This is a genomic window from Azospirillum tabaci, assembly GCF_014596085.1.
Lineage (GTDB): Bacteria > Pseudomonadota > Alphaproteobacteria > Azospirillales > Azospirillaceae > Azospirillum > Azospirillum tabaci.
This window is the reverse complement of the sequence record NZ_JACCJY010000017.1, coordinates 31,131-44,980: the sequence shown is the minus strand read 5'-3', so window position 1 is coordinate 44,980 and position 13,850 is coordinate 31,131. Positions and strand designations below refer to the sequence as shown.

Annotated in this window: 12 protein-coding genes; 8 read left to right on the top strand and 4 right to left on the bottom strand. The window is 69.9% G+C overall.

The genetic code is table 11. The features are described from left to right. Position 1: 1 nt before the first annotated feature. Entirely contained in the window at positions 2–1,009 is a 1,008-nt protein-coding gene (locus H0B54_RS16120) for a BMP family ABC transporter substrate-binding protein (protein WP_246472556.1), read from the bottom strand. A 224-nt stretch (positions 1,010–1,233) separates the two neighbouring features. Then, positions 1,234–1,695, bottom strand: a complete 462-nt coding sequence (locus H0B54_RS16115) for a GIY-YIG nuclease family protein (RefSeq protein ID WP_188261172.1) — start codon at positions 1,693–1,695, stop codon at positions 1,234–1,236. Between H0B54_RS16115 and bioF the strand changes: the two genes are divergently transcribed. The 8 genes from bioF (at position 1,694) to H0B54_RS16075 (ending at position 12,368) form a co-directional block, all read left to right on the top strand. Next, positions 1,694–2,962 (top strand): 8-amino-7-oxononanoate synthase, encoded by a 1,269-nt coding sequence (gene bioF, locus H0B54_RS16110; RefSeq protein ID WP_425490045.1) that lies wholly within the window; start codon positions 1,694–1,696, stop codon positions 2,960–2,962. The two genes, H0B54_RS16115 and bioF, sit on opposite strands and share 2 nt — an antisense overlap. Continuing rightward, entirely contained in the window at positions 2,959–3,762 is an 804-nt protein-coding gene (locus H0B54_RS16105; protein ID WP_188261170.1) for an alpha/beta fold hydrolase, read from the top strand. The genes bioF and H0B54_RS16105 overlap by 4 nt, the downstream gene beginning before the upstream one ends. Next, positions 3,759–5,168 (top strand): dethiobiotin synthase, encoded by a 1,410-nt coding sequence (bioD, locus tag H0B54_RS16100; protein ID WP_188261169.1) that lies wholly within the window; start codon positions 3,759–3,761, stop codon positions 5,166–5,168. Before H0B54_RS16105 ends, bioD begins: the two co-directional genes overlap by 4 nt. Continuing rightward, positions 5,165–6,469 (top strand): adenosylmethionine--8-amino-7-oxononanoate transaminase, encoded by a 1,305-nt coding sequence (bioA, locus tag H0B54_RS16095; RefSeq protein WP_188261168.1) that lies wholly within the window; start codon positions 5,165–5,167, stop codon positions 6,467–6,469. Before bioD ends, bioA begins: the two co-directional genes overlap by 4 nt. A gap of 24 nt (positions 6,470–6,493) precedes the next feature. Beyond that, positions 6,494–7,486, top strand: coding sequence for a biotin synthase BioB (gene bioB / locus H0B54_RS16090; protein ID WP_188261167.1), 993 nt, complete (start codon positions 6,494–6,496; stop codon positions 7,484–7,486). A gap of 55 nt (positions 7,487–7,541) precedes the next feature. Then, positions 7,542–8,249 (top strand): DUF2270 domain-containing protein, encoded by a 708-nt coding sequence (locus tag H0B54_RS16085; RefSeq protein ID WP_188261166.1) that lies wholly within the window; start codon positions 7,542–7,544, stop codon positions 8,247–8,249. Between the two features lie 279 nt (positions 8,250–8,528). Further along, complete coding sequence (gene ppdK / locus H0B54_RS16080) at positions 8,529–11,222, top strand: pyruvate, phosphate dikinase (protein ID WP_188261249.1); 2,694 nt, start codon at positions 8,529–8,531, stop codon at positions 11,220–11,222. A gap of 54 nt (positions 11,223–11,276) precedes the next feature. Next, the gene (locus tag H0B54_RS16075) at positions 11,277–12,368 is read left to right on the top strand and encodes a serine hydrolase domain-containing protein (protein ID WP_211109400.1); all 1,092 of its coding nucleotides are present in this window, start codon (positions 11,277–11,279) and stop codon (positions 12,366–12,368) included. 33 nt (positions 12,369–12,401) lie between these two features. On the opposite strand, the gene H0B54_RS16070 is transcribed toward H0B54_RS16075, so the two are convergent. After that, positions 12,402–13,031, bottom strand: coding sequence for an HAD hydrolase-like protein (locus H0B54_RS16070; protein ID WP_188261164.1), 630 nt, complete (start codon positions 13,029–13,031; stop codon positions 12,402–12,404). A gap of 69 nt (positions 13,032–13,100) precedes the next feature. Next, on the bottom strand, positions 13,101–13,763 hold the full coding sequence (locus H0B54_RS16065) for a chemotaxis protein (RefSeq protein ID WP_188261163.1): 663 nt from the start codon (positions 13,761–13,763) through the stop codon (positions 13,101–13,103). Between the last annotated feature and the right edge of the window lie 87 nt (positions 13,764–13,850).

The window sequence follows — 13,850 nt, the reverse complement described above, 5'->3', positions numbered from 1 at the left end:
GTCAGCGTCCGACCTCGGTGACGCCGTCGGCCAGCCAGACCATGCGGCCAAGCTCCGCGTCGCCACCGCGCAAAGCCTTGCCCTTGGCGACCACCGTCCGTCCGGTGTTGTCTTGGATCGGCCCGCGGAAAACGGCGGCGTTGCCGTTGGCGAGCTGCATCCGCGCCGCATCGGCGTGGGCCCGCGCCTCCACGCCCACCGCCGGGCCATAGGCGGTGTTGCGGACGAAGCCCTGATCGAAGCCGCCCTGGCGCAGACGCTTCCACGGCTTTCCCGCGGCGATCAGCGCGACGGCCTCGGCGTAGGCCTTCTCCCAGGCCCATTCGGCCCCGGTCAAAAAGCCCTGCGGTGCGAAGGCCGACAGGTCGGTGTGCAGGCCGCAGCACAGGATGCCGTGCGCCTCCGCCACCTCGCAGACCGGACGCGCCCCGTCGAGCTGGGCGGCCAGCACGTCGGCCCCTCCCTCGGCCAGCGCACGGGCGGCTTCCGCGACCTGCCGCGGAGTCGCCGCTTCCCCCACGTAGGCGACGCGCAGCGCAGTGGCGGAATCGGCGCGCCGGGCGCCCAGCGCGAAGGCGTTCACGCAGCGCAGAACCTCCGGCGCGGGGTGGGAGACGACGAGGCCGATCGTCTTGGCCCGGCTGGCGTAGCCGGCGACGAGGCCGGAGATGTGCTGCGCCTCGTCCAGATAGCCTTCGAAAAATCCGGTGTTGATCGGCAACCGGTCGCGGTCCAGAGGCGCGCCGGAAAACAGGAACACCGTGTCGCGGTGGGCGTCGGCCTGGGCCAGCAGCCCCGGCAGGGCGTCGCCAGCGGCGGTGACGATGACGATCCGGCAATCCTGGGGACCAACCAGCTCCTCCGCCGTGGCGGCCAGCGTGCCGGCAGCGTGCTCCCGCTCCTCCAGCCGCAGGCCGGGCACCCCGACCAGGGCACGGGCGGCCTCCGCATGGGCCTGGTTAAAGCCGAAATCCGCACGGTCGCCGCAATAGAGGACGCCGACGCCCAAGTCGGGCGATCCAACGGCGGACGGTGCCGACTGCCCAAACACCCGGGGGGCCGTCAAAAGCATGGCCGCGGCCCCGAAGGCGCCCCCGAAAGCCCGGAGGACATCCCGACGGTCGTGGGCCCGACGGTCGTGGGCCCGGCGGTTATGGATCAGTGTCTTCATGCCCGCCTCCCGATGACGGACGACTATAACCTCCGGAAGGCGGTCGAACCAAGCAATTCGCCTCAATTCCCATCCAGAAGCCCGTCCGAAGCTTCAAAACACGGATCGGGAAGCGAAACCGGCACCCCATTCGGCCATGCCAGCAGATGGCTGGCGCAGCGGCGGCAATCGCTGCTGCCGAAACCGGGGACCGGCACCGGCAGTCCGGACAGGGTCGCGGCCAAGGTGCATTCGTCACCGCCGGGAACGATCCAGGCGCCGAGCATCCGGCCCGCCGCGGTCAGCCGGTCGATGTGCCAGCGCTCCGGCTTGCCGTAGCGGAAATGGCGCCCGACCCGCGCCCGCAGGCCACCCGGTCCCCGCGCGCTGCCGCAATAGAGGTAGCGGCCCGGCGCCAGCACGCGCTCCGGTTTGCCGGGCAGGCGAAGCGGCAGGTCCCGGTCCAGCGCGATCAGCAGCACATAGGCGCCGGGCTCGGGCGGCAGCGTGTCGGGGCGGTCATGGAATAGCGGATCGGGTGGCATGGCCGCGCCAGTCTATGCCAGCCGGAGCGCCGGGGCGATTCGGACCTTTCGCCCCAGCGGCGCGCTCTGCTATCACGCGCGAACCATGTCCTTGCTCGACCCGCTGTTCCGCCAGCATCTTGACCGCCTCGACCGGCGCCACACGCGCCGCGCTCTGCTGCCCGTGCGCCCGGATGGGGCGGGGCGCATCCGGCGCGGCGGGCGGACGCTGCTGAACTTTTCCAGCAACGACTATCTCGGCCTCGCGTCCCACCCCCGGCTGGTCGAGCGCGCCGGCGACTGGGCGCGGCGCTGGGGTGCCGGAGCCACGGCGTCGCGCCTCGTCTGCGGCACGCTAGAGCTTCATGCGGAGGTCGAGGCGAAGCTCGCCCGGCTGAAGGGGACAGAGGCGGCGCTTCTGTTCAATTCCGGCTGGCAGGCCAACGCCGCCGTCCTGCCCGCTTTGTTCGACCGGGAGCTTCTGGGTGGCGACGCGCTGGTCTTCACCGACCGGCTGAACCACGCCAGCCTGCACCATGGCTGCGCCGCCGCCGGGGTGCGGCAGATCCGCTTCCGCCACAACGACCTCGACCATCTGGAAACCCTGCTGGCCCAGCGCGCGGGCGAGCCCGGCACGCGCTTCATCGTGACGGAAAGCGTCTTCAGCATGGACGGTGACCGCGCCGACGTGCCGGCGCTGGCCGCGCTGGCGGAGCGGCACGGCGCCTTCCTGTTCCTCGACGAGGCGCACGCGACCGGCGTGCTCGGCCCGCGCGGGATGGGGCTGGCGGCGCTCGGCGAGGGGCGCGTGGACCTCGCCATGGGCACCTTCAGCAAGGCGCTGGGCGGCTTCGGCGCCTATGTGGCGGGGTCCAAGGCGCTCTGCGATTATCTGGTGAACCGCTGCGGCGGGCTGATCTACGCCACCGCCCTGCCGCCCGCCGTGCTGGGGGCAATGGACGCCGCGCTCGACCTCGTGCCGACGCTGGACGTCGAGCGCGCCCGGCTCCAGGCCATGGCCGAGCGGCTGCGCGCCGCCTTCCACGGTCTGGGCGTCGCCACGGCGGGGTCGAGCACGCAGATCGTCCCGGCCATCACCGGCGCGGAGGAGGACGCGCTGGCCCTCAGCCGGCGGCTGGAGGAGCGCGGCATCCTGGGCATCGCCATCCGCCCGCCGACCGTGCCGCCGGGCACCAGCCGCCTGCGCTTCGCCCTGTCCGCCGCCCATATGGACGCCGACCTCGAGTCCTTGATGGACGCGGTGACCGACGCCTGGAGCCCGCGATGACTCAGCCCGCGATGACGGCGCCGCTGTTCGTCTTCGTCCATGGCTGGGGATTCGGGCCGGGCGTCTGGGACAGGGTGCGGAACGCCCTTCCGGACGGGGAGAGCGTGGCGGTGGATCTTGGCTTCTACGGCTCGCCGTCGCTTCCCGAGCGTCCCGCCGGACGCCCCATTGTCGCGGTCGGCCATTCCTTCGGAGGGCTGTGGCTGCTGCACGAGCGGCCCTTCGTGTGGGACGGGCTGGTGCTGGTCAACGGCTTCCCCCGCTTCACCGAGGGCGCCGGCTTCGCCCCGGCCACACCGCGCCGGGTGCTGGACCGCATGATCGCGCGCTTCGACGCCGCGCCGGAGGCGGTCACCGCGGACTTCCGGCGCCGTTGTGGCTGCGAAGCTCCGCCGCCGGAAGAGCTGGATGCGACCCGGCTGGGCGAGGCTCTGCGGGCGTTGCGGGACTGGGACGCCCGCGATGCGCTCACCGGTCCGGCGCTGGTCCTGGCGGGGGCGCAGGACCCCATCGTACCGCCGGCCATGACCGAACAGATGTTTCGCGGCCACTCTGTCCCTCGCCCCTCCGGGGAGAGGGTGGCGCCGAAGGCGCCGGGTGAGGGGGTTCTCGGGGAACCGGACGATCAGGCATTGCGCAACCCCCTCACCCTAACCCTCTCCCCAGAGGGGAGAGGGAATCGCGGATACGGTCAGATTTCGGTCGAATGGCACCCGGAAGGCGGACACCTTCTGCCGCTGACCGCGCCGGGCTGGTGCGCCGAGCGGATCGCCGCTTTCGCCGCTGGGCTTTCACGATGACCGCCGACCCGCGCAAGACCGCCATCGCCGCCGCCTTCGGCAAAGCCGCCCCCCGCTACGAGGAGCACGCCGCCGTGCAGCGCATCGCGGCGGAGCGTCTGGCGGAGCGCGTCGCCCGCCTCCCCTTGCCGCCCCGCCCCCGCGTGCTGGAGATCGGCTGCGGCACCGGCTTCCTCAGCCGCGCCCTGCGCGAGCGCATCGGCCCGGCCGACTGGCTGCTCACCGATCTGTCGCCGGACATGCTGGCGCGCTGCCGCGCCGCGTTGCACGACCCGACCGATTCCGAATTCCGGATCGTGGACGGGGAGTCGCCCGACCTCGACGCCCCCTTCGACCTGATCGTGTCCAGCCTCGCCCTGCAATGGTTCCGCGATCCTGCCTCCGCCCTGGCGCGCTGGGTGGGGCTGCTGGCTCCGGGCGGGCGCATCGCCGTCGCCACGCTCGCCGCCGACAGCTTCCGGGAGTGGCGGGAGGCTCATCATGCGTTGGGGCTGGAGGCCGGAGTGCCCCCCTATCCCACCCGCCACGCCCTCGACCGGCTGTGGCCTGCCGGGGGCCGCGGATCGGTGGAGGAGGAGCGGCTGCTCCGCCATCACGCGGACGGGCTGGAGTTCCTGGCCGAACTGAAGGGCATCGGCGCCCATCTGCCGGCGGAGGGCCGCCGCCCTCTGCCTCCGGGCGCCCTGCGCCGCGTGCTGCGCCGGCTGGAACGGCCGGAAGGACTGACCATGACCCATCACATCGCCTACGGCCTGTTCCGCAAGGACGGCGCCCAGCCCCGCGGGGTGTTCGTCACCGGCACCGACACGGGCGTCGGCAAGACGCTGGTGTCCGCGTGCCTCGCGCGGGCCTGGTCCGCCGCCTATTGGAAGCCGCTGCAAACCGGCCTGAAGGACGAGGCCGGCGACACGCCCACCGTCGCCGCCCTCGCCGCCCTGCCCGCGGAGCGGGTGCATCCGCCAGCCTACGCCCTGGCCGAGCCGCTGTCCCCCCACGCCGCGGCGGAGTTGGAGGGCGTCGCCATCGACGCCAGCGCCCTCGGCCTGCCCGACACCGACCGCCCGCTGGTGGTGGAGGGGGCCGGCGGGCTGCTGGTCCCGATGACGGAGGACGTCTTCATCGTCGACCTGATTGCCCGCTTCGGCCTGCCGGTGGTTCTGGTGGCGCGCAGCACGCTGGGCACCATCAACCACACGCTGCTCAGCCTGGAGGCGCTGCGGGCGCGCGGGCTGGCGGTGGCCGGGGTGGTTCTGAACGGCCCGCCCAACCCCGGCAACCGCGCCGCCATCGAGCGGTTCGGCAAGGTCCGCGTGCTGGCCGAGATTCCCACCCTTTCCCGCCTCGACGCCGAAACCGTCGCCGAGGCGGCGTCCCTCATTCCTTCCTTCGACAGCGTGTTTCCATGACCGATACCGTTTCTCTCGACCGGCGCCACGTCTGGCACCCCTTCACCCAGGCACAGACCGCGCCGGTGCCTCTGGCCGTCACCCACGGCAAGGGGGTCAGCCTGTTCACCGAGGACGGGCGGGAGATCCTGGACCTCATCTCCTCCTGGTGGGTGAACCTGCACGGCCACGCCCACCCGGCCATCGCCGGGGCCATCGCGGAGCAGGCCCACCGGCTGGAGCAGGTGATCTTCGCCGACTTCACCCACAGCCCCGCCGCGCGCCTCGCCGCCCGGCTGGCCGAGGTGCTGCCGGGCGGCCTCGACCGCGTCTTCTACTCCGACAACGGCTCGACCGCGGTGGAGGTGGCGCTGAAGCTCGCCTGGCAATACTGGCGCAACAAGGGCGAGGGCCAACGCCGCCGCTTCCTCGCCTTCGAGGGCAGCTACCACGGCGACACCTTCGGCGCCATGGCGGCAGGGGTCGGCTCCGGCTTCTACGAGCCGTTCCAGGAGCTTCTGTTCGCCGTGGACCGCATGCCCTACCCGGCCACCTGGGACGGCGACCCGGAAGTCGAGGCGAAGGAGGGTGCGGCGCTGGACTGGCTCGACCGCTGGCTGTCCGCCAACGGGGCGGAGTTGGTCGCCGTCATCATCGAGCCGCTGGTCCAGGGCGCGTCGGGCATGCGCTTCTGCCGCCCGGAGTTCCTGCGGGCCATGGCGGCGCGGGTGCGGGCGGCGGGCGGCCTGGTGATCTTCGACGAGGTGATGACCGGCTTCGGCCGCACCGGCGCCCTGTTCGCCAGCCATAAGGCCGGAGTCGCCCCGGACCTGATCTGCCTGTCCAAGGGTCTGACCGGCGGTTTCCTGCCGCTGTCGGTCACCGCCTGCGGTGCTTCGATCTACGAGGCGTTCCTCGGCGCCGGCTTCGACCGGGCCTTCGCCCACGGCCACAGCTTCACCGCCAACCCGCTGGGCTGCGCCGCGGCCCTGGCCTCGCTCGACCTGACCACCTCGGTGGAAACCGCCGCCAACCTCGCGCGCATCGAGCAGCGGCACCGTGCCGCCATCGCCGACCTGTCCAGCCATCCCAAGCTGTCGCGCGGGCGCGTCATGGGCACCATCGCCGCCGTCGAGGTGACCGACGCGCAGGGCTACACCGCCGCGGTCGGGCAGACGCTGAAGCGCTTCTTCCTGGAGCGGGGATTGCTGCTGCGCCCGCTCGGCCCCGTGATATACCTGCTGCCGCCCTACTGCGTGACGGACGGGCAGCTGGACCGCGCCTACGCCGCAATCCGCGACGCCGCGGACACCCTTCTCTGATTCGTTTTTTCCCGAGGACCGACCATGCCCGACACCGCCATGCAGACCGCGGACTCCGCCGCCTCCACCATCGCCCGGCGCTGGACCCGCGAGGACATCCTGGCCCTGTTCGAGCTGCCCTTCATGGAGTTGCTGCACCGCGCCCATGAAACGCACCGCCAGCACCACGCCCCGAACAAGGTCCAGCTCTCCACACTGCTGAACATCAAGACCGGCGGCTGTCAGGAGGACTGCAAGTACTGCGCGCAGAGCGTGAAGTACGACACCGGCGTCGAGGCGGAGAAGCTGCTGGACCGCGCCCAGGTGCGCGCCGCCGCGGAGAAGGCCAAGAAGGCTGGCGCCGGCCGCTTCTGCATGGGGGCGGCGTGGCGCGAGCTGAAGGACCGCGACGTCGAGAAGCTGGCGAACATCGTCCGCGACGTGAAGGACCTCGGGCTGGAGGCTTGCATGACGCTGGGCATGCTGACCCGCCCGCAGGCCGACGCGCTGAAGGACGCCGGGCTCGACTACTACAACCACAACCTCGACACGTCGGAGGAGTTCTACGAGCAGATCGTCTCCACCCACAGCTACCGCGACCGGCTGGACACGCTGGCCAACGTCCGCGACGCCGGGCTGAAGGTCTGCTCCGGCGGCATCGTCGGGCTGGGGGAGAGCCGGGTGGACCGCGCCGGCCTGCTGGAGACCCTGGCCAACCTGTCCCCGCAGCCGGAAAGCGTGCCGATCAACAAGCTGGTGTCGGTCGCCGGCACCCCGTTGGGCGGCGTGGACGCGCTGGACGCCTTCGAGTTCATCCGCACCATCGCGGTCGCCCGCATCCTGATGCCGCGCTCCTACGTCCGCCTGTCGGCGGGCCGCCGCTCGCTCAGCGACGAGGGGCAGGCGCTCTGTTTCTACGCGGGCGCAAACTCCATCTTCTATGGCGACAAGCTGCTGACCACCGGCAACCCGGAGCATGAGGCCGACCAGCGGCTGTTCGACCGGCTGGGGCTGGAGGCCGACGGCGGCGCCCACTGACGCGCCGGCGTCCCCGGCCCCTGTGCCAAGAAAAGCCAGGGGGAGGACGCCGAGCATGGACGACATCGCCACCAAAGCACCCAAGACCCACTACACCTCGGCCGAGGTCACGGCCCTGTCTCATCTTTACAGGGCCGAGATCTACCGCAGCACCGTCTGGCGCACCCGGCTGGACGCCACGACCAATTGGGCGGTGGTCACCACCGGCATCGCCCTGTCGCTGACCTTCAGCAGCGCCACCGCCTCCCCCCTGCCGCTGGTGCTGGTGGGGCTTCTGGTCGCCGTGTTCCTCTACATCGAGGCACGGCGCTACCGCTTCTTCGACTTCTGGCGAATCCGCGCCCATGTGCTGGAGCTGTACTTTCTCGGCCCCATCCTGCGCGGCCAGGGCGACCAGTTCGCCCGGGGCTGGAACGAGACGCTGTTCCAGGACTACCAGCACCCCAACCTGCACATCACCTACCTGGAGGCGGTGGGCCGCCGGCTGCGGCGGAACTACGGCTGGATCTTCCTGATCCAGGTGGTGGCCTATCTGGGGAAGCTGATGATCCATCCGGTCCCGCTGTCGAGCCTGGGCGAGCTGTTCGCGCGGGCGACCATCGGGCCGGTGTCGGGGGAGATCGTCCTGCTCTGCGGCCTCGCCTTTCACGGCACCTGGATGGCCATCGCCTTCCGGACCTTCCGCAGCCGCCGCGGCGCCGACCGCGAACGCCCGCCCCCGCCCGCCACCGACGCTGTGCTCGATCTGGCCCGCGGTCCATGAGGGCCGCGGCGGATTTCCCTTTTCGCGCAAAGGATAAGGGGTAGTTTTCCGTCTGGCCTGCCCCTTTTGCGCGCCGTGGCATAAATGGGATCAGCACCGTCGCGCTCACGCTATGCAACGGATCGTCTTGTGTTCTCCTTCCGCGGGGGGCTAGAAGGGGCTCCATCGGATGCGGTTGCGCGGTCATACCAGAAGGACACCCGTTCGCAGGACGGATCTTCACCGGTTCCCCGCACAGCCGACGGCCGGACGACCATAGAGGTGAACGAGGATTTCACGATGGCGAGCCAGGGCGAGAACAAGTGGGTGTACAGCTTCGGTGCCGATGCCACCGAAGGCCGGGCGGACATGAAGAACCTGCTCGGCGGCAAGGGAGCCAATCTGGCCGAGATGGCCAATCTGGGCCTCCCGGTTCCTCCGGGTTTCACCATCACAACCGAGGTCTGCACCTATTTCTATGCCAACGGCCGCAACTATCCGCCGGAGCTGAAGGCCCAGGTGGAAGGCGCGGTGAAGCGGCTGGAGCAGGCCATGGGCGCCACCTTCGGCGATCCGGCCAACCCGTTGCTGGTCTCGGTGCGCTCCGGCGCCCGCGCCTCCATGCCGGGCATGATGGACACGGTGCTGAATCTCGGCCTGAACGACGCGACCGCCGCCGGCCTCGCCAAGCGCTCGGGCGACGCCCGATTCGCCTACGACAGCTACCGCCGCTTCATCCAGATGTACTCGAACGTGGTGCTGGACGTTGACCACCACCACTTCGAGGAGATCCTGGACAACCACAAGCGCGACAAGAACCACAACCTCGACACCGATCTGAGCGCCGCCGACTGGCAGGCCGTCATCGAGGACTACAAGAAGGCCGTCGAGCACGAACTCGGCAAGCCCTTCCCGCAGGACGTGCAGGAGCAGCTGTGGGGCGCCGTCGGCGCCGTGTTCGGCTCCTGGATGAACGCCCGCGCGATCACCTACCGCAAGCTGCACGACATCCCCGCCGACTGGGGCACCGCCGTCAACGTGCAGTGCATGGTGTTCGGCAACATGGGCAACGACTGCGCCACCGGCGTGGCCTTCACCCGCAACCCGTCCACCGGCGAGAACGCCTTCTACGGCGAATACCTCGTCAACGCCCAGGGCGAGGACGTGGTGGCCGGCATCCGCACGCCGCAGCACCTGACCATCGCCGGCAAGCAGGCCAACAAGTCCGACCTCCCCGCCATGGAAGAGGTCATGCCGGAAGTCTTCAACCAGCTGAACGAGGTCCGCCTCACGCTGGAGAAGCACTACCGCGACATGCAGGACATCGAGTTTACGGTCCAGCAGAACAAGCTGTTCATGCTGCAGACCCGCAACGGCAAGCGCACCGCCCCGGCGGCGCTGAAGATCGCCGTCGATCTCGCCAGTGAAGGGCTGATCGACAAGGCCGAGGCCGTGCGCCGCATCGACCCGGCCTCGCTCGACCAGCTCCTCCACCCGACGCTGGACCCGAAGGCGGAGCGCAAGGTCATCGCCAAGGGCCTGCCGGCGTCGCCGGGTGCGGCCTCGGGCAAGGTCGTCTTCACCGCCGACGAGGCGGAGACCCTGGCCGGCCAGGGCGAGGCGGTCATCCTCTGCCGCGTGGAGACCTCCCCGGAGGACATCCACGGCATGCACGCCGCCCGCGGCATCCTGACCACCCGCGGCGGCATGACCAGCCACGCCGCCGTGGTGGCCCGCGGCATGGGCCGCGCCTGCGTGTCGGGCGCCGGTGACCTGCGCGTGGACTACAAGTCCAGGATCATGTCGGTCCGCGGCGTCACCATCAAGGAAGGCGACATCGTCACCATCGACGGCTCGACCGGCGAGGTGATGCTGGGCCAGGTGCCGACGATCCAGCCGGAACTGTCGGGCGACTTCGCCACGCTGATGGGCTGGGCCGATTCGCTGCGCCGCATGAAGATCCGCACCAACGCGGAGACCCCGCTGGACGCCCGCACCGCGCGGAAGTTCGGCGCGGAGGGCATCGGCCTGTCGCGCACCGAGCACATGTTCTTCGACCCGGACCGCATCCTCGCGGTGCGCGAGATGATCCTGGCGGAGAGCGAGGCCGGCCGCCGCGCCGCGCTGGCCAAGCTGGAGCCCTTCCAGAAGAAGGACTTCGCCGAGCTGTTCACGATCATGTCGGGCCTGCCGGTGACCATCCGCCTGCTCGACCCGCCGCTGCACGAGTTCCTGCCCAACACCGAGGCGGAGATGGCGGAGGTCGCCAAGGCCACCGGCACCGACCAGCTCAAGGTGAACCACCGCGTGGTGCAGCTCCACGAGGCGAACCCGATGCTCGGCCATCGCGGCTGCCGCCTCGGCATCACCTACCCCGAGATCTACGAGATGCAGGCCCGCGCCATCTTCAGCGCGGTCGCCGAGGTCTCCAAGAGCACGGGCGAGACGGTGATGCCGGAGGTCATGATCCCGCTCATCGGCACCAAGAAAGAGTTGGACATCCTCAAGGCCGTCGTCGACCGCGTCGCCAAGGAGGTCATGGACTCGACCGGCGTCACGTTCGAGTACATGGTCGGCACCATGATCGAGCTGCCGCGCGCCGCGCTGAAGGCCGGTGAGATCGCGGAGACGGCGGAGTTCTTCTCCTACGGCACGAACGACCTGACCCAGACGACCTTCGGCCTGTCGCGCGACGACGCCGGCGCCTTCCTGCCGGAGTACCAGCGCCAGGGCATCCTGGAGCACGACCCGTTCCAGACGCTCGACCAGGACGGTGTGGGCGAGCTGATCGCCATCGCCACGGAGCGCGGCCGCAAGGTCCGTCCGAACATCAAGCTCGGCATCTGCGGCGAGCATGGCGGCGACCCGGCCTCCATCTCCTTCTGCGAGAAGGTCGGGCTGGATTACGTGTCCTGCTCGCCCTACCGCGTGCCGATCGCCCGTCTGGCCGCCGCCCAGGCGGCGCTCGACGCCGACACGGTGAAGCGCGACTGACCGCTGCCCGACGACGCGAAGGCCCCCATCCAGGGGGCCTTCGTTTTTTGAGGGATGTGTTCCGTGGACACTGACGCCGCCCTTCCGACCCGGCTCGTCGATTTGCTGACCGACCGTCTCGTCGCTTGCCTGGACGAGGGCGACGGCCCCGCCGCGGCCCGCGCCGCGGTGGTGGCGGTTCGTTCGGGTCCGCGCTCCTGGACCGCCGGTCTCGCCCGCGGCGGCGCGGCGCCTCCGCCGGTCACGGCCCGCTTCCTCGTCTACAGCATCACCAAGACCCTGACCGCCGCCGCCCTGCTGCGCTTGTGCGGGCGGGGCCTGATCGACCCCGACGCCCCGTTGGACCGCTGGCTGCCCGACTTCGCAGTGGCTGACCGCATCACCCTGGCTCAGCTTCTCGCCCACCGCGCGGGCCTGCGCAATTACGGCGGGAGCCCCGCCTATCACGCCGCCGTGCGGGCGGGCGAGGAGCCGTGGAGCGAGGACGGCTTCCTGGAGCGCTGCCGCGCCGCCGACCTGTTCGCCCCGCCGGGGCGGGAATTCTCCTATTCCAACATCGGCTACCTGCTGGCGAAGCGGGTGCTGGAGCGGGTTTCCGGCCTGCCCTTCGCCCAAGCCCTGGACCGCGAACTGTTCGGCCCGCTCGGCCTGACCGGCTGGTCGGTGCCGACGGAGCGCGGCGACCTGTGCGGCCTGTGGTCCGGCCCCAGCCCCTATCTCGGCGGCAAGGACGGTCCGCCCGCCGACGTGGCCGCCCTCTACCATCCCGGCTGGGTGGCCCACGGCGTGGTGGCCGCGACGGCGGAGGACATCGCCGGCCTTTTCCACGCGCTGTTCGCGGGCGGCCTGCTGCCCGGCGCCCTGGCGGCGCGCATGCGGGAGTCCTTCCCGGTGCCGGGAACCATGCGCGGGCGCCCCTGGGTGGAGCCGGGCTACGGCCTCGGCCTGATGGTCGAGCGCGACGGGCAGGCAGGACCCTACTGGGGACACACCGGCGGAGGGCCGGGCGGGTCGGCCTGCGCCTATCACTTCCCCGCCCGCAAGCCGGGGGAGGAGCCGGTGTCCGTCGCCCTCTTCACCGACGGCGAGGACAACGACCAGGCGGAGTGGATGACCGTGGAGACCGCTGAAATCCTGAGGGGATGATCCGGGGAGTCGGGCGGGGAAATGGCCGGCGTGTCAGGGCAGGAGAGTCGCGGCGATATCGTCCATTGTTTCAAACATATGAGCGGGGAAACGGGATTTCAGCAGTTCGGGCGTCGCGTAACCCCATGCCACCGCTCCCGCAGCGATGTTGGCCTGCATAGCGGCTTCGATGTCGCGGGTCTCATCGCCAATGGCGATGGCGTCATTGGGAACAACACCGGCCCGTCTCAGAACGCGGCGGAATTTGGATGCTTTCCCAAATATTGATGCACCGCATTCATAGTGATCAACCAAACAAGCGTTGTTTGGCCTAAGAATTTTGCGGATGTTTTCCTCAGAATTTGAGCTCACAATTGCAATTTTTACATCGTTCTCGCGCAGCGCACGCAGCAGTTCGACCGAGCCGTCGAACAACGGAATGCTTGAGGCGTCACGCCCGGCCAGTTTGCGCATATAATTCGCAATGAACGGCATTTTCCAGGCCGGCACGCCGAGATGGCGGATGATGGCGCGGTTGTCGCGGCCCCGAAGGGCGTCGAAGTCCTCATCGCTGATCTGTTTGAAGCCGTATCGGTTAGCAACCTGATTGAACACACCTTTCAGCCAGTCTGCACTGTCGGCCAGTGTTCCATCGAAGTCAAAAATTGCGAGTTTATAACCCATGAGACTATCGCATTGTGTTTGGGCGGCGGCCGGCTGAGAAAGTGCTGACCGTATTGCCGGTATAATCCATCAGCGCCGGTCGAACAACTCCATCTCCCCCTCCACGGGGGTGCGCTTCAGCGCCTGAAGATAGTCCATTTCCTGGTGAACCGTCTCCCGCTCCGTCTCGGGGCGCAGCAGGCGGCGGAAGGCCCGCCCGGTGGCCGGGAAGAAATGGACGCGCCGCCCCTTGTCCCCACCGAGATCCTGAACGGCCAGCGCCAGCCCCTCCCGCCGCACATAGTCCACCGCGAAGGCGGCGTTGGCGGCGCCGACATCCAGGCTGGTGTCGATGACGCGGGCCGCCCCGAACAGCTTAACCTCCATCCGCTCGCGCCGGGCGCCGCGCGCCAGCAGGTCGTTGATCAGCCACTCCATCGCGACGCTGCCGTAGCGGGTGGCGACCCCGAAGCCCTCGCCGCCGGACGGGGAGCCGGGCAGCAGGAAATGGTTCATGCCGCCGACCCGGGCCACCGGATCGTTGATGCAGGCGGCGACGCAGGAGCCCAGCGTGGTCACCAGCATGTCGTCGTCACGGCCGGAAATCCGGTGGTGGCCCAGCACGACCGGGACCACATAGGCCCTGAACTCGCGGTCCAGGTAGCTGCCGTCCGCGCGCGACCCGTCGCCCTCCACGCCCAGGCGGTCGACTCCGGCGGAGGATCGGAAGTGAAGCGGTCCGGACAGAGGCATCACCGTCAGCCTGGAAGGGACAAAGGCGTCGACGATGGTAGTCAATCGTAATTAAAGAAAATACAACAGGTCCGTATGCCCCGCCGA

What these genes read in the sequence shown, in the direction of transcription:
- bioF (WP_425490045.1), top strand. Translation starts at nt 1,694, where the DNA reads ATGGCCGCGCCAGTCTATGCCAGCCGGAGCGCCGGGGCGATTCGGACC.
- H0B54_RS16115 (WP_188261172.1), bottom strand. Translation starts at nt 1,695, where the DNA reads ATGCCACCCGATCCGCTATTCCATGACCGCCCCGACACGCTGCCGCCC.
- H0B54_RS16105 (WP_188261170.1), top strand. Translation starts at nt 2,959, where the DNA reads ATGACTCAGCCCGCGATGACGGCGCCGCTGTTCGTCTTCGTCCATGGC.
- bioD (WP_188261169.1), top strand. Translation starts at nt 3,759, where the DNA reads ATGACCGCCGACCCGCGCAAGACCGCCATCGCCGCCGCCTTCGGCAAA.
- bioA (WP_188261168.1), top strand. Translation starts at nt 5,165, where the DNA reads ATGACCGATACCGTTTCTCTCGACCGGCGCCACGTCTGGCACCCCTTC.
- bioB (WP_188261167.1), top strand. Translation starts at nt 6,494, where the DNA reads ATGCCCGACACCGCCATGCAGACCGCGGACTCCGCCGCCTCCACCATC.
- H0B54_RS16085 (WP_188261166.1), top strand. Translation starts at nt 7,542, where the DNA reads ATGGACGACATCGCCACCAAAGCACCCAAGACCCACTACACCTCGGCC.
- ppdK (WP_188261249.1), top strand. Translation starts at nt 8,529, where the DNA reads ATGGCGAGCCAGGGCGAGAACAAGTGGGTGTACAGCTTCGGTGCCGAT.
- H0B54_RS16075 (WP_211109400.1), top strand. Translation starts at nt 11,277, where the DNA reads ATGTGTTCCGTGGACACTGACGCCGCCCTTCCGACCCGGCTCGTCGAT.
- H0B54_RS16070 (WP_188261164.1), bottom strand. Translation starts at nt 13,031, where the DNA reads ATGGGTTATAAACTCGCAATTTTTGACTTCGATGGAACACTGGCCGAC.
- H0B54_RS16065 (WP_188261163.1), bottom strand. Translation starts at nt 13,763, where the DNA reads ATGCCTCTGTCCGGACCGCTTCACTTCCGATCCTCCGCCGGAGTCGAC.